Annotated in this window: 19 protein-coding genes; 7 read left to right on the top strand and 12 right to left on the bottom strand. The window is 69.8% G+C overall.

The features are described 5' to 3' along the window. Nucleotides 1–94: 94 nt before the first annotated feature. Both VNS22_RS22095 and VNS22_RS22090 read right to left on the bottom strand, forming a co-directional pair. Entirely contained in the window at nucleotides 95–748 is a 654-nt protein-coding gene (locus VNS22_RS22095) for a DsbA family oxidoreductase (RefSeq protein WP_325736332.1), read from the bottom strand. 133 nt (nucleotides 749–881) lie between these two features. Then, on the bottom strand, nucleotides 882–1,286 hold the full coding sequence (locus VNS22_RS22090; protein ID WP_325736330.1) for a VOC family protein: 405 nt from the start codon (nucleotides 1,284–1,286) through the stop codon (nucleotides 882–884). A gap of 86 nt (nucleotides 1,287–1,372) precedes the next feature. Here VNS22_RS22090 and hpt point away from each other — a divergent pair, with 86 nt between their 5' ends. Continuing rightward, a complete protein-coding gene (gene hpt / locus VNS22_RS22085) occupies nucleotides 1,373–1,924 on the top strand; it encodes a hypoxanthine phosphoribosyltransferase (protein ID WP_325736328.1) in 552 nt (183 codons plus the stop codon). On the opposite strand, the gene VNS22_RS22080 is transcribed toward hpt, so the two are convergent. Then, nucleotides 1,902–2,573 carry a TrmH family RNA methyltransferase gene (locus VNS22_RS22080; protein ID WP_325736327.1) on the bottom strand — a complete coding sequence of 224 codons (672 nt, stop codon included), beginning with the start codon at nucleotides 2,571–2,573 and terminating at the stop codon, nucleotides 1,902–1,904. The genes hpt and VNS22_RS22080 overlap by 23 nt on opposite strands. Nucleotides 2,574–2,844: 271 nt before the next feature. Here VNS22_RS22080 and VNS22_RS22075 point away from each other — a divergent pair, with 271 nt between their 5' ends. The 4 genes from VNS22_RS22075 to VNS22_RS22060 all read left to right on the top strand — a co-directional run bounded on the left by VNS22_RS22075 (nucleotide 2,845) and on the right by VNS22_RS22060 (nucleotide 5,969). Further along, nucleotides 2,845–3,738, top strand: a complete 894-nt coding sequence (locus tag VNS22_RS22075; protein ID WP_325736325.1) for a hypothetical protein — start codon at nucleotides 2,845–2,847, stop codon at nucleotides 3,736–3,738. A gap of 100 nt (nucleotides 3,739–3,838) precedes the next feature. After that, nucleotides 3,839–5,212 carry an FAD-binding oxidoreductase gene (locus VNS22_RS22070; RefSeq protein WP_325736323.1) on the top strand — a complete coding sequence of 458 codons (1,374 nt, stop codon included), beginning with the start codon at nucleotides 3,839–3,841 and terminating at the stop codon, nucleotides 5,210–5,212. 93 nt (nucleotides 5,213–5,305) lie between these two features. Continuing rightward, nucleotides 5,306–5,617, top strand: a complete 312-nt coding sequence (locus tag VNS22_RS22065; protein ID WP_325736321.1) for a nucleotidyltransferase domain-containing protein — start codon at nucleotides 5,306–5,308, stop codon at nucleotides 5,615–5,617. Then, on the top strand, nucleotides 5,562–5,969 hold the full coding sequence (locus VNS22_RS22060) for a DUF86 domain-containing protein (RefSeq protein ID WP_325736319.1): 408 nt from the start codon (nucleotides 5,562–5,564) through the stop codon (nucleotides 5,967–5,969). The genes VNS22_RS22065 and VNS22_RS22060 overlap by 56 nt, the downstream gene beginning before the upstream one ends. Here the strand turns inward: VNS22_RS22060 and VNS22_RS22055 are convergent. The 6 genes from VNS22_RS22055 to VNS22_RS22030 form a co-directional block, all read right to left on the bottom strand. Continuing rightward, nucleotides 5,949–6,995, bottom strand: a complete 1,047-nt coding sequence (locus VNS22_RS22055; RefSeq protein WP_325736317.1) for an ABC transporter permease — start codon at nucleotides 6,993–6,995, stop codon at nucleotides 5,949–5,951. The two genes, VNS22_RS22060 and VNS22_RS22055, sit on opposite strands and share 21 nt — an antisense overlap. 20 nt (nucleotides 6,996–7,015) lie before the next feature. Further along, nucleotides 7,016–8,539 carry a sugar ABC transporter ATP-binding protein gene (locus VNS22_RS22050; RefSeq protein ID WP_325736315.1) on the bottom strand — a complete coding sequence of 508 codons (1,524 nt, stop codon included), beginning with the start codon at nucleotides 8,537–8,539 and terminating at the stop codon, nucleotides 7,016–7,018. A 96-nt stretch (nucleotides 8,540–8,635) separates the two neighbouring features. Next, on the bottom strand, nucleotides 8,636–9,592 hold the full coding sequence (locus VNS22_RS22045) for a substrate-binding domain-containing protein (RefSeq protein ID WP_325736313.1): 957 nt from the start codon (nucleotides 9,590–9,592) through the stop codon (nucleotides 8,636–8,638). Between the two features lie 85 nt (nucleotides 9,593–9,677). Further along, nucleotides 9,678–10,331 (bottom strand): nitrile hydratase subunit alpha, encoded by a 654-nt coding sequence (locus VNS22_RS22040; protein WP_325736311.1) that lies wholly within the window; start codon nucleotides 10,329–10,331, stop codon nucleotides 9,678–9,680. Then, nucleotides 10,328–10,606, bottom strand: a complete 279-nt coding sequence (locus VNS22_RS22035) for an SH3-like domain-containing protein (protein ID WP_325736309.1) — start codon at nucleotides 10,604–10,606, stop codon at nucleotides 10,328–10,330. Before VNS22_RS22035 ends, VNS22_RS22040 begins: the two co-directional genes overlap by 4 nt. Next, complete coding sequence (locus tag VNS22_RS22030; protein WP_325736307.1) at nucleotides 10,597–10,914, bottom strand: hypothetical protein; 318 nt, start codon at nucleotides 10,912–10,914, stop codon at nucleotides 10,597–10,599. Before VNS22_RS22030 ends, VNS22_RS22035 begins: the two co-directional genes overlap by 10 nt. Before the next feature lie 136 nt (nucleotides 10,915–11,050). Here VNS22_RS22030 and VNS22_RS22025 point away from each other — a divergent pair, with 136 nt between their 5' ends. After that, nucleotides 11,051–11,797, top strand: coding sequence for an adenylate/guanylate cyclase domain-containing protein (locus tag VNS22_RS22025; RefSeq protein ID WP_325736305.1), 747 nt, complete (start codon nucleotides 11,051–11,053; stop codon nucleotides 11,795–11,797). A gap of 38 nt (nucleotides 11,798–11,835) precedes the next feature. Beyond that, nucleotides 11,836–12,612: an SDR family oxidoreductase gene (locus VNS22_RS22020; RefSeq protein WP_325736303.1), complete on the top strand. Its 777-nt coding sequence runs from the start codon at nucleotides 11,836–11,838 to the stop codon at nucleotides 12,610–12,612. Here the strand turns inward: VNS22_RS22020 and VNS22_RS22015 are convergent. The 3 genes from VNS22_RS22015 to VNS22_RS22005 form a co-directional block, all read right to left on the bottom strand. Then, entirely contained in the window at nucleotides 12,594–12,995 is a 402-nt protein-coding gene (locus VNS22_RS22015; RefSeq protein ID WP_325736301.1) for a DUF1850 domain-containing protein, read from the bottom strand. The genes VNS22_RS22020 and VNS22_RS22015 overlap by 19 nt on opposite strands. Further along, entirely contained in the window at nucleotides 12,953–14,926 is a 1,974-nt protein-coding gene (locus tag VNS22_RS22010) for a TRAP transporter permease (protein WP_349261864.1), read from the bottom strand. The genes VNS22_RS22015 and VNS22_RS22010 overlap by 43 nt, the downstream gene beginning before the upstream one ends. A 68-nt stretch (nucleotides 14,927–14,994) precedes the next feature. Beyond that, nucleotides 14,995–15,951, bottom strand: a complete 957-nt coding sequence (locus VNS22_RS22005) for a TAXI family TRAP transporter solute-binding subunit (RefSeq protein ID WP_349261863.1) — start codon at nucleotides 15,949–15,951, stop codon at nucleotides 14,995–14,997. Nucleotides 15,952–16,126: the final 175 nt, after the last annotated feature.

Raw genomic sequence — 16,126 nt, 5'->3', positions numbered from 1 at the left:
GGGTGGCCGCCTCAAGGGGCGGCCACCCCTCGACCTCGCACGGCGTCGCTCCCCACATCGGGGACGGCGCCGTTGCCGTCTGGTCCGCCTGGGATCAGGCGGCAGCGTGGCCAGCAACCTGCCGCAATGCCCGCTCGAACATCTCCGGCGGCTGGCCGCCCTGGAGCAGGTGGCGGTTGTTCAGGATGACCGAGGGCACCGCGCTGATGCCCAGTGACGTGAACCGCCGCTCCTGCGCCCGGACCTCCTCGGCATAGCGGTCACTGCCCAGGATCTCCCGGGCCGTGGCGCCATCCAGCCCGGCTTCGATCGCGAGCCTAGCCAGCACGTCGTGGTCGGCGATGTTCTCGCCATGGGTGAAGTAGGCGCGCAGCAGCGCGTGCTTGAGCGCTGCCGCCCGGTGCTTCAGTTCCGCCCAGTGCAGCAGCCGGTGGGCGTCGAAGCTGTTGTAGGTCCGCTGGCGGGCACCGGCACGGAACTCGAACCCGACCGCCGCCCCGCGCTGGCGCAGCACCTCGGCATTGGCCGCGACCTGCTCGGGCGTGATCCCGTATTTCTCCGTCAGGTGCTCGACGATCTCCTGGCCCGCCTGCGGCATGTGCGGGTTCAGCTCGAAGGGCTGGAAGTGCAGCTCGGCCTCGACTTCGCCCTCCAGGCGCCGCAGCGCCTCCTCCAGGGCGTACAGGCCGACCGCGCACCAGGGGCAGACGATGTCGGACACGAAGTCGATCCGGACGGTGACGGACATGGGCGGGGCCTTTCCTCAGGCGTGACATGTGGTGGGGGCAGCGCCGCCGGCGACGCCTCCCGGCGGATGCCGTGACCATGAACTCACCTGGCGTGCCCTTCCGCCCGCCGGCAGCGCCACGGGCGGACGCCGTTCAGGCGGCGAGATGGCAGACCGCCTCCAGATGGTACCCGTCCGGGTCGATCACGTAGGCGGCATAATAGTTCGGGTGGTAGTGCGCGCGGATGTCCGGCGGGCCGTTGTCCGTGCCTCCATGGGCGAGCGCCGCCCGGTACCAGGCATCCACCGATGGCCGGTCCTTGGCACCGAAGGCCACATGCATGCCGTCGATCGGCACGGGCGGCGGGTCGGCCGGATCTGTCGAGGCGCCGATCCAGAAGCCGGGCTCGTGGCTGTCGCCGCCATAGCCCACGCCCTTGAAGTCGGGCGCGTCGTCGATGGTCACCACGGCATGGTAGCCGAGAGCCGGCAGGCAGGCATCGTACATCCGGCGGGACCTGGCCAGGTCCGCCACCCGGATGGAAAGATGGTCGAGCATCGTTCGCCCTTCCTGTGCGATTGAGCGACTGACGTTCCTGGCTGGATCGGGTACCACGCCCGGGGCCCATCTGTGGAGAGCGACCATTGCGTGACGACCCACCGCACCGGGTCCTGCCATTGTTCCAGGCGGACGCCATCGCCCAACGGGTCGACGAGCTGGCGGCGGCCATCGCCGTCGAGGTGCCCAAGGACGTGACGGTGGTGGGGCTCCTGAAAGGGGCCTTCGTGTTCATGGCCGATCTCGCCCGCGCCCTGGACCGGCACGGGCTGCGCCCGGAGATCGAGTTCCTCCAGGTCAGCTCGTATGGGCTCGGCACCAGCAGCTCCGGCTCGGTCAAGGTGATCGGCGCCATGCCGGACAGTGTCGGCGGCCGCGACGTGCTGCTGGTGGACGACATCCAGGACACGGCGCGCACGCTGGCCTGGACCCGCGACCTGCTGGTGGCCCACGGCGCCAACTCGGTGCGGACCTGCGCGCTCCTGGACAAACCGTCGCGCCGCCAGGTGCCGTTCGAGGCCGACCATATCGGCTTCACCATCGAGGACTGGTTCGTGGTCGGCTACGGGATCGACTGGGCCGAGCGCTACCGCCATCTGCCCTGGATCGGGCGGGTCAGCTTCGACGACGCGGACTGAGCGCGTCGCCCTCCCGCTCCCGGTCGATCCGCCAGCGATAGAGCACCGCGGCCACTGAGGTCGCGAGGTTCAGGCTGGACACGCCCGGGCGCATCGGCAGGCAGAAGGTCCGTTCCGCGCGCCGTCGCCAGCGCTCGTCCAGCCCGCGCCGCTCCGAGCCGAACAGGAGGATGGCGTCGTCCGGCACGGAGCCCGGCCGCAGCGGCGCCCCGTCCGGGTCCAGCGCCACCAGCGGCCGCCCGGTCTGGTGCGGCAGGTCGTCGATGCGCATGACCGGCAGGGCGAAATGCAGCCCGGCCGAGCCGCGCAGGCAGGAGCGGTGCCAGGGATCGTGCGGGCCGGTGGTGAGCACCGCCGCCGCGTCCGCCGCCGCCGCGGCCCGGACCACCGCCCCGACATTGCCGTGATGGGTCGGCCGGTCGAGCAGCACGATCGGGCTGCCGCTCACCGCCAGCACATCGGCGAGCGGCTGGCTGCGCGGCTCGGCCAGTGCCACCACGCCGGTCGGCACGGCGCCCCCGGCCAGGGCCGCGAACCGCGCGGTCGGTACCTGCACGAGCAGACCGTCCAGCTGTGGGACCAAGTCCGGGCAGAGCTGTGCCGCCAGTTCCCTGACCTTGGCAGGGTCGGGGGTCAGGGCCTCGCGCACCCGGCCGCCGAAGCGCAGGGCGTGCTTGAGGGCATGCAGCCCCTCGAGAACGACGTCGTGCGATGGCTGGGCCAGCTGGATGATCCTTTCCGGTCGGATGCTGCCGGCTTGCCGGCGGTTTCCCGGTTCGCCGCTGCCTGTTCGCCATGGAAGATTTACGCGGAACCGTCCACGAAATCGTTGGTTGAACGCCCACCTCCGCGCTCACGCGGAGCGCCGAAGCGGACAGCACTTTGGCGGGTCAGGCAGAATCATGCAGGAGCAGACGAGGATGGCAACACTCGGCAGGGCCGACCGGCTGGCGGTGGCCGAGCCGCTGGGCGGGCTGCGGCCGCGCAAGCGGATTTCCTGGGGCGCGATCATCGCCGGCGTGGTGTTCGCCCTGGCGATCCACATGGTCCTCTCGATGCTGGGGCTGGGAATCGGCCTCACCACGATCGAGCCGATGACCGAGGGCACGCCGCAGCTGAGCTCGCTCGGCACTGGCGCTGCGATCTGGTGGGTGGTGAGCGGGCTGATCGCCACGGTCGGTGCGGGCTATGTCGCGGCCCGGCTATCCGGCGTCTACGAGCGGCGCGACGGGATCCTGCACGGCCTGATCGCGTGGGCGTCGGTGCTGCTGGTCTCGGTCTGGCTCCTGAGCTCGCTGGCCGGTACGGCGCTCGGCGGCGCCTTCAACCTGATGAGCAATGCGGTATCCGGTGCGGCCCAGTCGGTGGCCGCCGCCGTGCCGGAGGCGACCGAAGCGGCCGGAATCACGCCGGAGCAGATCGAGGAGCGGGTCGGCCAGCTCCTGCGCCGCAACGACGTGCCGGCCGAGCCCGAAGAGGCGCGCCGTGAGCTGACCGGCCTGCTGGGCCAGGTGCTGACGGGCCAGCAGGATGTCGACCAGGCCCGGCAGCGGGCGGTGGAGATCGTGGCGCAGCAGGCCGGCATCCCGCCCCAGGAGGCCGAGGCGCGGATCCAGCAGCTCCAGGACGAGGCGGAGCAGCTCCGTACGCAGGCCGAGGAGACTGCCCGCCAGGCGACCGAGGCGACTGCCGAGACCCTGTCGTCCGCCTCCCTGTGGAGCTTCGGGGCACTGGTGATCGGGGCAATCGCCGCCGCGGTGGGTGGTGCGATCGGTACCAGGCGTGAGGAAGACGTGCTGGTCGGCCATTACTGAGCCGGCTGGACACTCCGGGGCGCCCGTCCGTCCTTCAGGTGGTTGCGCCGGGACGGTGGGTGCCTATCGTCCGGCCCCGGACGGATTTCCAGGTGGCCTCATGACGGCGCTGATCGGCAGCAGGATCTACGACGACGCGATCTACGCGACCGAGCGGCCCGTGCCGAGCCTGTGGGAAGCCACCGCCGGTCCGCGACCCGCCGACGACGGCAGGCTGGCCAGCGAGGCCGCGACCGAGGTCGCGGTGATCGGCGGAGGCATCGCCGGCCTGTCCCTGGTCTGGCACCTGACGAGGCGCCACGGGATCGAGGCGGTGGCCCTGGATGCCGGCAAGATCGGCTGGGGGGCGTCGGGGCGCAATGGCGGCTTCGTCAGCATGGGCTACACCAAGCGCTCGCTGGACGAACTCGCCCGGTCGTTCGGCTGGGACGATGCCCGCACCGTGTTCGAGGCGCAGAAGGCCGCCTGCGGCTATGTGATCGACGTCGCCCGGAGCGAGGGGCTGGAGATCGACCTGGCCGGGCGCGGCGAATATGTCGTGGCGCACCGGCCGGACCGGCTGGCGGGCCTGCGGGCCGAGAGTGCCGCGATGAAGGCGCAGTTCGGCGAGGACTGGCCGGTCTTCACCAGGGAGGAACTGCAGGAGCGGGGCTATGCCAGTCCCGAGGCGCATGGCGGGATCCATGTGCCGCACGGGACCGGCCTGCATCCCCTGAAATACACCTATGGCCTGCTCGGACTGGCGCGCAGCCATGGCGGGCGGGTGCATCCGCACTCCGCCGTGGTGCGCTGGGAGCGCGACGGCAACGGCCGGCACGTGCTGCACACGCAGGATGGCGGAAGGCTGCGCGCCAGGACCGTGGTGGTCGCGACCAACGGCTTCACCACCGAGGGGCTGGACGGACGCTTCGACGGCGTGACCCTGCCGGCTTTGTCCAACATCCTGGTGACCCGGCCGCTCACGGAGGCCGAGCGGCAGGCGCAGGGCTACACCACCGACGTGCCGGTCGCAGACAGTCGCAACCTCCTGTTCTACATCCGCCTGCTGAAGGACGGCCGGCTCCTGTTCGGCGGCCGCGGCGGGACCAGCGCCAGCGAGGCGGCGGGCCGGCGCTATGGCGACTACATGCACAAGCGGCTGACAGAGGTGTTCCCGGCCTGGAAGGAGGTCGAGATCACCCATCGCTGGCGCGGCTTCGTCTGCCTGACCGCGGACCTGATGGGCAGGGTCGGGTTGTTCCCCGACGACCGGCAGACCGGCTTCCTGTTCGGCTGCCACGGCAGCGGGGTGGCGATGTCCGGCTATGCCGCCAAGTTCCTGGCGGCGCGCATTGCCGGGGCCGGGTTCAACGAGCCGTTCCCGCAATGCTTCCAGCGCGTGCCGAAGCGCTTCCCGCTGCCGTCCCTGCGCGTACCGGCGCTGGCGGCGGCCTATGCCTGGTACCGGCTGAAGGACGAGGTGCTGCCGGCTTGAGGGCCCGCAGCGCACCATCGGCCGCTGGCCCCGCGGCCATCATCTGGTGCATGGTCGAGGCGGGCAGGTTGGTCTGCCCCGGGAGCAGGAGCGATGCATCCGACGGTCGAAGCCAAGCTGCCGGAGATCCGGGCGTTGTGCCGCAAGTATCGAGTGCGGCGGCTGGAACTGTTCGGCTCGGCCGCACGCGACGATTTCGATCCCGTCAGAAGCGACGTGGATCTGCTGGTGGAATGGGATGCGTCCGAGCCGGCCAGCAGTCTGCCCGACCGCTGGTGGGGGCTGGAGCGTGAGCTGGAGGAACTCCTGGGGCGGCCGGTCGATCTGGTGACCCTGCGCTCGATCCGCAATGCGCAGCTTCGCGCTCTCATCGAACGGCAGCCGCGCGATGTCCTCGGCCCGTGATGCCGCTATCTGGCTGGAGGATATCCGCAGCGCCAGTGCGAAGATCCTCCACTATGTCGGTGATCGCAGCCAGGATGAGTTCCTAGCCGATGAAGCCTGCCATCTCATCATCGAACGGTTGATGATCACGCTCGGTGAAGCCTGCGTGCAGATCCGCCGCCACCACCCCGGTATCGCGCTCCAGATCCCCGACATCAGCCAGATCTGCGCCACGCGGAACCGCTTCGTGCATGGTTACTGGACGATCGACCCGGTTCTGCTGTTCGGCATGTGTGCCGTTCAGCTGCCGATGCTACGGGAGGCAGCCGAACGTCTGCTCGATCAGTGTGGCTCAGGCCCGCCGCCGCCGTGACTTGGCGAAGGTGTCGAAGGCCACGGCCAGCACGATGATCAGGCCGATGATGATCTGCTGGACGTAGGGGCTGACATTGTTCAGCACCAGGCCGTTCTGCAGCACGCCGATCAGGATGGTGCCGATCACCGTGCCGAAGATCGTGCCGATGCCGCCGAACAGGCTGGTGCCCCCGATCACCACGGACGCGATCACGATCAGCTCGTAGCCCATGCCGGCCACTGCCTCGGCCGAGTTCAGCCGGGCGGAGAGGATGAAGCCGGACAGGCCCGCCATGAAGCCCATGATCACGTAGACGGACATGGTGATGCCGCGCACGTTCAGGCCCGACAGGCGTGCCGCCTCCGGGTTGCCGCCCACGCCATACACGTGGCGGCCATAGCGCGTGTAGCTCAGCACGATGTGGGCCAGGACGGCGAACAGGAGGAACACCACCACCGGCACCGGGATCCGGCCGATCAGCGGCAGGGTGAACAGGTAGCCCTGGCCCCACCAGGTATAGCCCGGGTCGAAGCCGGAGATCGGGCCGCCGCCGGCCATGAGCAGGGCGGCACCACGGAAGGCGGACATGCCGCCCAGCGTCACCACGAAGGGGGGAACCTTCAGCCGGGTGATGGCGAAGCCCTGCAGGGCGCCTGCGAAGGTGCCGAACAGGATCGCCACCAGCATGGCGAGCGGCCAGCCATAGCCCAGTGCCGAGGCATCGGCGCCGGCGGCAAAACGGTTCTCCAGGCCGCCCTTGGCGACCGCGGCCGCGGCCAGGCCGGCGAAGGCCACGATGGCCCCGATCGACAGGTCGATCCCGGCGGTCAGGATCACGAAGGTCATGCCCAGCGCCAGCAGGCCGTAGATCGAGACCTGGCGCATGACGTTGACCAGGTTGAGCGGCAGGAGGAAACGCGGCTCCAGCCAGGCGAAGATCCCCATCAGCACCAGGAGGAAGATCAGGGGCGCGTAGGTGGCGAGCAGGCCGAACAGGTCGATGCCGCCATTCCTGGTTTCGCCGGTCTGGGTCGCGCTGGCCATGTCCTCAGAATGCTCCCGGCTCAGGCGGCCGTCTGGTTGTGCGTAAACAGGTGCATCAGGCTCTCCTCGGTCGCCTGATCGCGCATCAGCTCGCCGGTGACCCGGCCCTCGCGCATGGTGACGATCCGGTCGGCCAGGCGCAGCAGCTCCGGCATCTCCGAGGAGATCACGATCACCGCGATGCCGGCCTCGGCCAGCTCGAACAGGAGGTGATGGACCTCGTTCTTGGCGGCGATGTCGATGCCTCGGGTCGGCTCGTCGACGATCAGCACCTTGGGATTGAGCGCCAGCCAGCGCGCCAGCACCACCTTCTGCTGGTTGCCGCCGGACAGGTTGCCGACCGGCTGCTCCTGGCTCGCCATGCGGATCGACAGCTTCTGCCGATAGCGCTCGACCAGCGCGCGTTCCCTGCTGCCCGAGACGAAGCCCAGGCGCTCGGTGAGCCCGTCCAGGGCGGCCATCGACAGGTTCGGCCGGATGGCGAGCGAGAGGAACAGGGCCTGCTGCTTGCGGTCCTCCGGGACCAGGCCGATGCCATGGCGGATGGCGTCCTGCGGGGTCGCGATGGCGACCTCCTGGCCTTCCACCAGCACCTTGCCGGAATCGATCGGGTCGGCGCCGAAGATGGCGCGGGCCAGTTCGGTGCGGCCGGCACCGATCAGGCCGCCAATGCCCAGAATCTCGCCGGCATGGGCGGTGAGCGACACGTCGCGCACCCGCACAGCGTGTGGGTCGTTGGCATCGCCCATCCGGGTCAGGCCCTGCACCTCCAGGACCGTGGCGCCGCGATGGGCGACCCGGCCGCCCCGGCCGTGCAGCTCGACCTCGCGGCCGACCATCATGCGGATGATGTCGTCGACCCGGATGTCCTTTACTTCGGCCGAGCCCACCAGCTTTCCGTCGCGCAGCACGGTGACCCGGTCGCAGGCGCGCATCACCTCGTCCAGCCGGTGGGTGACGAACACGACCGCGATGCCGTGCGCCTTGAGGTCGGCGATGATCCGGAACAGGCGCTCGACCTCGGTCTCCGACAGCGCCGCGGTCGGCTCGTCCATGATGACGAGCTTGGCCTCCATCGAGAGCGCCTTGGCGATCTCGACCATCTGCTGCTCGGCGACCGAGAGGTCCTTGACCAGGCGGCGCGGATCCATGTCCAGGCCGATCCGCCGGGTCACCTCCCGCGCCTGCTGGTTCAGCTTCCTCCAGTCGACGAACGGGCCGCGGGTCGGCTCCCGGCCGACGAACACGTTCTCGGCGATCGTCAGGTTCGGCAGGAGGTTGAACTCCTGGTAGATCGTGACGATGCCGAGTGCCTGGGCATCGGCCGGCCGGGCGATCTCGACCGGGCGGCCGTCGAAGGTGATGGTGCCCGTATCCGGCCGGTGCGCGCCGGCCAGGATCTTGAGCAGGGTCGACTTGCCGGCACCGTTCTCGCCGAGCAGCGCATGGCACTCCCCCGCACGCACCTCGAGCGCCACCCCGGTCAGGGCCTGCACGCCGGGAAAGCCCTTGCTGATGTCCTGGACCTGGAGGAGCGGGGTCAAGCGGTCGGCTTTCCTTGCCTGCTTGGATGCGTACGGCCGGACCGGCCCAATTGGGATAAGGGCCGGACCGGTGTCAGACCGACCCGGCAGGAACGGTTACTGCACCTCGCCCAGGCGCTCGGCCTTGTCGAGATTGTCCTTGGTCAGGACGATCGGAGTGAGCAGGACCGGGTTCTCTTCCGGCGACTTGCCGTTCTGGACGTAGTCGACCAGGATCTGCACCGCCTTGCGGCTCTGGCCGCCCGGGAACTGCTCGACCGTGCCGGCCAGGCCGCCGTCGCGGATCGAGGCCAGCGCCTCGGGCAGCGCGTCGAAGCCCACGATCTTGATCTGGTCGTCCAGATTGCGCGCGCGCACCGCTTCCAGCGCACCCAGCGCCATGTCGTCATTGGCGGCGATGATCACGTCCGGCGGATCGCTCATGCCGGCCAGCAGCGACTCGGTGACCGACAGGCCCTGGTCGCGGGCGAAGTTGGCGGTCTGTTCGGCGACGATCTGGTACTTGTCCTTGTGCTGGTCGAGGACGTTGTGCAGGCCCTTGTTGCGGTCGATCGCCGGCGAGGCGCCGGGCTGGCCCTGCAGGTTGATGATCTTCGCCCCGTCCGGGTAGTTGGCGATCAGCCACTCACCCTGGGCTTCGCCACCCTTGACGTTGTCGGCACCGACATGGGCGAGAATGCCCTCGACCCCGTCCACCCGCCGGTCCACGGTGACCACCGGCACGTTGTTCTCGACTGCCGTGGCGAGGGCCGGCGCCATTGCGTTCACGTCCGACGGGCTGATCACGATGCCCTGCACGCCCTGCACGATGGCGGCCTCGACGTCGGCGGTCTGCTTGGGCGCGCTGTTCTGGCCGTCGCTGTCGATCGTGGCGACACCCAGCTTGGTCGCCTCGTCCTTGATCTCTTTGAGCATGTGCACGAAGAACGGGAACGTCAGCGAAGGCACGGATGCCAGGATGGTGGTGTCCTGGGCGCGAGCACCGAGGCCGCCCATCGACACGCCCGCAAGAAGTACCGCAGCGGCAAGCGCACTGCGCCGGACCAGCTTCATTCTACGACCTCCCTCATCGCCGCGGCATCCTGGCCACGTTGGCCGGACAGTAATCCCACCGGCAGGGGAGGAAAAGTAGGCTTTTTCAGGCCGCGACGGGCAGGGCGGTGCCGATCAGGCAGTCGCGGGTGACGATCGCGGCGAGCTGGTCCTCGCTCCAGCCCTCCGTCCCAGGCGGCCGCACCGGCACCACCAGATAGCGCAGCTCCGCCGTGCTGTCGTGAACCTCGATCTGCACGCCGTCCGGCAGGTCGAGGCCGAACTCCGCCAGCACGGCGCGCGGCTCGCGCACCACCCGGGCACGATAGGCCTTCGACTTGTACCAGTCCGGCGAGCCGCCCAGGAGGAAGCGCGGATAGCAGGAGCAGAGCGTGCAGACGATGACGTTATGCCGGTCCGGCGTGTCCTCCACCGCCCGGATCGGGATGCCACCGGCATCGATACCGAGTTCCGTCGCGGCCGCGTTCACGTCCTGGAGGAGCCTGGCCTTGAAGTCCGGATCGAGCCAGGCCCGCGCCACCAGGCGGCCGCCCGCGGCCGGACTGGCCGCGTCGATCTTCTCCAGGGTGCGGCGGATGTCGGCCTGCGTGCACAGGCCCTTTCGCACGATCAGCTCGGCCAGCGCCTCGGTCAGCGCCATGTGCCAGGTCAGCGGCGCGTCCTCGATGTCCGGCTGCCTGGGATGCGGGTGGGCGTGCCCGTCATGCCCGTGCTCGTGCTCGTCATGCGCGTGGGTCATCGCCGCGGCTCCAGCCAGTGCTCGTAGAGGTCCAGGACCACCGTGTCGCGGGGGTCGCCGACATAGTCCGGCCAGAGCGTGGTCTGGCGGAAGCGCACCCGCCAGACCGGCTGGTCCGGGCCGCGCCCGCCATAGGCCAGCCGCTCCGCGTCCGGCATCCGGCCGGCGAGCCCGACCACCACGCCTTCCTTGCCACGCACGAAGCGCGGCGTGCGGTGGTGCCCGGGCGGGTCCATCTGCAAGACCCGGACGGTGGTGCCGACGGTCACGGACATGCAGCCGCCTCCGCATGACGCGCCTTGGCCGCCTCGATCGCCCGGCCGAGCTCGCTGGGCGTCACCAACCCCTTTTCCAGCGCCAGATTGGCGGCCGCCTGGATCCAGCGCTGGTAGTAGCTGAGCTCCTCATACGCACCAGGCCCCAGCTCCTCGATGGTCCGGCGCATCTCGTCCAGCGTGAACAGATCCGCTCCGATCATCAGCCGCATGATCGCGTCGACCTTCTTCTCCCAAGGAGCGTAGTCGTGCGGGCTGCGGTCCACCGGTCCGGCCGGAAGACCGCCGACATCGTGGATGCGCTGCATGGCAACCGGTCGCCTTTCCCCAAAGGTCACGGAAGGGCGCCAGGGTGGCCGCTCCGCAGGCACGATGCAATCGGCTTGCCGCTGACGCCGCCCGGCGCGACTCTGACCCCCAACCATCGGCCAGGCGAAGACGGGTATGTCGGCGGAGATCGAACGCAAGCTCACCACCATCCTGTGCGCCGACGTCGCCGGCTACAGCCGGCTGATGGAGTCCAACGAGGTGCGTACGCTGGAACGGCTGCGCCGGCTGCGCACGCTGTTCGCCGGCCTGATCGAGCGCCGCCGCGGGCGGGTGGTCAATACCTGGGGAGACGGGCTGATCGCCGAGTTCCCTAGCGTGGTCGAGGCGGTGCAGGCCGCGATCGAGGCGCAGAAGGAGCTGCTTCTGGCCGATGACGGCACGGGCGAGAGCGAGCGGCTGCGGTTCCGGATTGGCGTCAACCTGGGCGACGTGATCGTGGAAGGGCAGGACCTGTACGGCGAGGGGGTCAATGTCGCGGCCCGGCTTCAGGCCCTGGCCGAGCCGGGCGGGGTGGTGGTCTCCGGAACGGTCTATGACCATGTCCGCGGCAAGCTGGCGGTGGGCTTCGACTTCGCCGGGCCGCAGCAGCTGCACAACATCGCCGAGCCGGTGCCGGCCTACCGCGTGACCGATGGAGCGACACCCCCGACCACGCGCCGGCCGGCTCCCGCCGCCATGCTGCCTGCTGCGGCCAAAGGGGTGCGGGCCGGGCTCGGTTCGCGGCTCCTGCGCACCTACATCCTCATTGTGGCGTTCTTCTTCCTGATTAACCTGTTCTCCGGCATGCACACGGTCTGGTTCCAGTGGCCGGCACTCGGCATCGGCTTCGTCATGGCGCTGCGCTGGTCCCTGTCCCGCTGAGCGGGCATGCTCGCTCCGGTGCATTACAGGGGGCGGCCATGGATCTCGAACTCACAGGCAAGACCGCGCTGGTGACCGGCGGCGCCAGGGGCATTGGCTTGGCCTGCGCCCGCCTCCTCGCGGCGGAAGGGGCGAAAGTCGCGATCTGCGCCCGCACGCAGGCCCATCTCGACCAGGCCCTGGCGGGACTGCCCGGCGCCATCGGACTGCGTGCCGACCTGACCGATGCCGAAGCCGCCCAGGACATGACGAGAGAGGCCGAAGCGCGGCTGGGGCCGCTCGATATCCTGGTCAACAGCGCTGGTGCCGCCAGGCGCACCCCGCCGGACGAACTCACCCCCGCCATCTGGCGGGCCGCCATGGAGGCCAAGTACTTCACCTACATCCATGTCATCGACCCGGTGATCAAGCGGATGGCGGCGCGCGGCAGCGGGGTGATCGTCAATGTCATCGGTGCCGGCGGCAAGGTCGCGGCACCGACCCATCTGCCGGGTGGTGCCGCCAATGCCGCGCTCATGCTGGCCACCGCCGGGCTCGCCACTGCTTATGCGGGGCAGGGCGTGCGGGTGGTGGGTGTCAATCCGGGCCTGACCGCGACCGACCGGGCCGCCGAGGGCCTGGCGGCGGAGGCGCGGCTGGCCGGCATCGATCCCGAGGAGGCCGGACGCCGCGCGGTGGCGGGCATTCCGCTCGGCCGGATGGCGCAGCCCGAGGAGATCGCGGCGGCGGTCGCGTTTCTGGCCTCGGCGTGCGCCAGCTACCTCACCGGCGTCACGATCGGGATGGACGGCGGCCGCTACCCGTCGGTGGTCTGAGCCGGACAGGGCGAGAGCCTGGCAGGCTCGCCGTCGGCCGGGCGGCCGGCAAGCTCGGTGACGGTGGCGCAGCGGCCGGCACGGCAGATGGTCCAGTCGGCCGTGGCGTCACTGCGGGCGAGATCCAGGGAAGGAAGCGGCGGCAGGTCCGGGCGCCACGACCAGCCGGTCGCCGTGCGCCTGGCGCCATCGGGCGGATCCATGCCGGCACCGCTGCCCTGGATGGTGGCCTCCAGCGCCACCAGGCCGTCCGGCGTCGCCTGCCACTGCTCGCTCCACTGGCTCCGCTGGACGCTGTGGGTCCAGCGGAGCTCGATCGTGGGGCTGCCCAGATCCAGGATCAGGCCGCCAAGCGCGAGACAGATCGTGAGCGGGTCCGCCACCAGTGCCAGCCCAGGAACAGGAGGGACAGGCCGAAGCCCAGTTCGTCGGTGACCGGCAGGGCCAGCACCAGCAGGGTCGCTGCCGCGGCGGCGAACACCCGCTCCGGCCAGTTCAACGGCCCCAGCAGCCAGCCGACCGTGGCACCACCCCACAGGCCGATCGAGACCAGCGCCTTGATCACCACATAGGCGGTGGCGAGGTAGTCGTCGCCCTGCAGCATCAGGGCCGGGGAATAGACCGCCATGAACGGGACGACATAGCCGGCGATCGCGATCCGCGTCGCGGTGAAGCCGATCCGCATGTGCGAGGCGCCGGCAATCGGCGAGGCGGCCAGTGCCGCCAGTGCCACGGGCGGGGTCAGGTCGGCCATGATGCCGAAATAGAACACGAACATGTGGCTGACGAGCAGCGGCACGCCCAGCTCGGCCAGTGCCGGCCCCGCGATCGAGGAGGTGATGATGTAGTTCGGGATGGTCGGGATGCCGGTGCCCAGCACCAGGCAGGCCAGCATGGTGAGCAGGAGCGAGAGCAGCAGCGAGTTCTGGCCGATGTCGACGATCCAGCCGGCGAAGTTCGACGCCATGCCGGTCAGGGTGAGCGTGCCGACGATGGTGCCGACCAGCGCGCAGGCGATGCCGACCGGCAGGGCGTGGCGCGCACCGTCGGCGAGCGCGTCGCGGCAGAGCAGCAGCGTCGTGCGGCCACCCTTCACGACCAGGCAGGCCAGGACCAGCAGGACGATCAGGAGCGCGATCACCCCGATCCCGTAGCGGCCGAACGCGGCAGCGCCCAGGCCGATCGCGATCCAGAACAGGATGCGCAGGGCGTGGCGCGGGATGGCCTGGCTGATTGGCGTGCCCAGGACCACCAGTGCGGTCAGCGCCAGGCCGATCGTGCCGGCGAACATCGGCGTGTAGCCGGCGAACAGCAGCCAGACCAGAGCCGCCAGCGGCAGGATCAGGAACCAGTCGCGCCGCAGCGCCCCGAGCGCACTCGGGCATTCGCTCTTCGGCAGGCCCACCAGGCCGTGCCGGCCGGCCTCCAGGTGGACGACCCAGAAGGCGGTGGCGAAGTAGAGGATGGCGGGGATGGTCGCGGCGATCGCGATCTCGACATAGGGGACGTCGATGGTCTCGGCCATGATGAAGGCCACCGCCCCCATCACCGGCGGCATGATCTGCCCGCCCATGGACGAGGTGGCTTCTACGGCGCCGGCAAAGGCCGGGCGGTAGCCGAACCGCTTCATGAGCGGGATGGTGAACTGGCCGGTGGTGACGACATTGGCCACGCCGCTGCCGTTGATCGTGCCCATGAGGCCGGACGAGATCACCGCTACCTTCGCCGGACCACCCTGGCTGTGGCCGACCGTGCCCATGGCGATGTCGTTGAACAGCCGGATCATCCCGGCGCGCTCCAGGAAGGAGCCGAACAGGATGAACAGGAAGATGAAGGACGAGCTCACATAGATCGCGGTGCCGTAGATGCCCTCGGTGCCGAGGAACATCTGGTCGACCACCTGGGCGAAATCGTAGGGGCGGTGGTCGAGCGGCCGGGGCGCGTACTCGCCGAACAGGGCGTAGAGCAGGAACACCGCGCAGATGATCGGCAGGGCCAGGCCCAGCAGCCGGCGCGAGGCCTCGAACACCAGCAGGATGACGAGCACGCCCACCACGAGATCGGTCGTGGTGGGATCGCCCGCGCGCAGGATCAGCGCGTCGTGGAACACCCAGTGATAGAGGCCCAACACGAAGCCGCCGATACCCAGCGCCCAGCCGACCAGCCGGGACCGCCCGGGGCCGCGCTCGGCCAGCAGGGTGAAGCACAGCAGCAGGAGGAAGCCGACATGGACGCTGCGCACCACCATGGACGGCAGCGGCGAGAGCGCGGCGGTCCAGAGCTGGAAGGCCGAGAAAGCCAGCGCGATCGCCATGATCGTGCCGCCTGCCAGGCCCTTGCCGAAGGCCAGTGCGCCGGGATCGTCGCCTGCTGCCAGACCGCTCAAAGCTGCATGCCCTTTTCGCCGTAGAAGCGCTCGGCACCCGGGTGCAGCGGCAGCGGCATGCCCTTGAGGGCATCCTCGAGCCTGATCGCCTTGGCCGCGGCATGGGCCGAGGCCAGCTGGTCCAGGTGGGCGAACAGCTGGGCGGTCATCTGGTAGGCGGTCTCGTCGGGCACGTCGCTGTGGGTGACGAGGTAGTTGGGCACCGCCGCGGTCGGCACGTCGCTGTCCTGGCCGTCATAGGTGCCGGCCGGAACGGTCGCCGCATAGAAGGGCTGGCCGATCTGCTCGATCAGCGCGGCCTCGATCGGCACCACCGTGATCGGCACCGAGGTGGCGAGGTCGCGGATCGAGGCCACGCCCAGTCCGGCGGACTGCAGGGTGGCGTCGAGCTGGCGGTTCTTCATGAGCTCGACCGATTCGGCGAACGGCAGGTACTCGACCTTGCCGAGATCGTCATAGGACATGCCGGCTGCCGCCAGCACGGCGCGGGCATTCAGCTCGGTGCCGGACTTGGGGGCACCCACCGACAGCGCCTTGCCCTTCAGGTCGGCGATGGAGGCGATGCCGCTCTCCTTGGAGGCCACCACCTGGATGTAGTTCGAGTAGATCGCGGCCACGCCACGCAGCTTGTCGAGCTTCTTCGGGAAGCCCGCCTCCTCGCGGCCGTTCCAGGCGTCGATCAGGCTGTCGCCCAGGGTGAAGGCGATCTCGCCCTTGCCCTGCTGGAGCAGGTTCAGGTTCTCGACCGAGGCCTTGGTCGCCTGGGCGGAGGTGCGGGCATCCGGGATGGTGTCGCCGTAGATCTTCGCCAGCGCCACGCCCAGAGGATAGTAGACGCCGGACGTGCCGCCGGTCAGCACCGTGACATAGTCCGCGGCCTGGAGCCGGCTGCCGAGCAGGGCGGTGCTGGCTGCAGCCGAGCCCAGGAGAAGGCGCCTCGAGATCATCCGCATAGCCTCCGTTGGTTTCAAGCTGCCGTGGCAGCGCTTGCCGAGCATGCTTGACCGAACTGGCCGGTGCCGTCCATCGGTTGCGCCAAGGACAAAGATGCCGGGGCAGGTGAGGCGCGCATGCAGACAATCCCGGAACAGCTCGGCCGTACGGTCTATGCCGAGGTCGACGAGGCGG

Source organism: Geminicoccus sp., assembly GCF_035556675.1.
Lineage (GTDB): Bacteria > Pseudomonadota > Alphaproteobacteria > Geminicoccales > Geminicoccaceae > Geminicoccus.
This window is presented reverse-complemented; position numbering and strand designations above follow the sequence as displayed.

Bases quoted from the DNA above. Each gene is read 5' to 3' on its own strand.
- VNS22_RS22095 (WP_325736332.1), bottom strand. From the start codon at position 748: ATGTCCGTCACCGTCCGGATCGACTTCGTGTCCGACATCGTCTGCCCC.
- VNS22_RS22090 (WP_325736330.1), bottom strand. From the start codon at position 1,286: ATGCTCGACCATCTTTCCATCCGGGTGGCGGACCTGGCCAGGTCCCGC.
- VNS22_RS22075 (WP_325736325.1), top strand. From the start codon at position 2,845: ATGGCAACACTCGGCAGGGCCGACCGGCTGGCGGTGGCCGAGCCGCTG.
- VNS22_RS22070 (WP_325736323.1), top strand. From the start codon at position 3,839: ATGACGGCGCTGATCGGCAGCAGGATCTACGACGACGCGATCTACGCG.
- VNS22_RS22065 (WP_325736321.1), top strand. From the start codon at position 5,306: ATGCATCCGACGGTCGAAGCCAAGCTGCCGGAGATCCGGGCGTTGTGC.
- VNS22_RS22060 (WP_325736319.1), top strand. From the start codon at position 5,562: ATGCGCAGCTTCGCGCTCTCATCGAACGGCAGCCGCGCGATGTCCTCG.
- VNS22_RS22055 (WP_325736317.1), bottom strand. From the start codon at position 6,995: ATGGCCAGCGCGACCCAGACCGGCGAAACCAGGAATGGCGGCATCGAC.
- VNS22_RS22045 (WP_325736313.1), bottom strand. From the start codon at position 9,592: ATGAAGCTGGTCCGGCGCAGTGCGCTTGCCGCTGCGGTACTTCTTGCG.
- VNS22_RS22040 (WP_325736311.1), bottom strand. From the start codon at position 10,331: ATGACCCACGCGCATGACGAGCACGAGCACGGGCATGACGGGCACGCC.
- VNS22_RS22035 (WP_325736309.1), bottom strand. From the start codon at position 10,606: ATGTCCGTGACCGTCGGCACCACCGTCCGGGTCTTGCAGATGGACCCG.
- VNS22_RS22030 (WP_325736307.1), bottom strand. From the start codon at position 10,914: ATGCAGCGCATCCACGATGTCGGCGGTCTTCCGGCCGGACCGGTGGAC.
- VNS22_RS22025 (WP_325736305.1), top strand. From the start codon at position 11,051: ATGTCGGCGGAGATCGAACGCAAGCTCACCACCATCCTGTGCGCCGAC.
- VNS22_RS22020 (WP_325736303.1), top strand. From the start codon at position 11,836: ATGGATCTCGAACTCACAGGCAAGACCGCGCTGGTGACCGGCGGCGCC.
- VNS22_RS22010 (WP_349261864.1), bottom strand. From the start codon at position 14,926: ATGGCGATCGCGCTGGCTTTCTCGGCCTTCCAGCTCTGGACCGCCGCG.
- VNS22_RS22005 (WP_349261863.1), bottom strand. From the start codon at position 15,951: ATGCGGATGATCTCGAGGCGCCTTCTCCTGGGCTCGGCTGCAGCCAGC.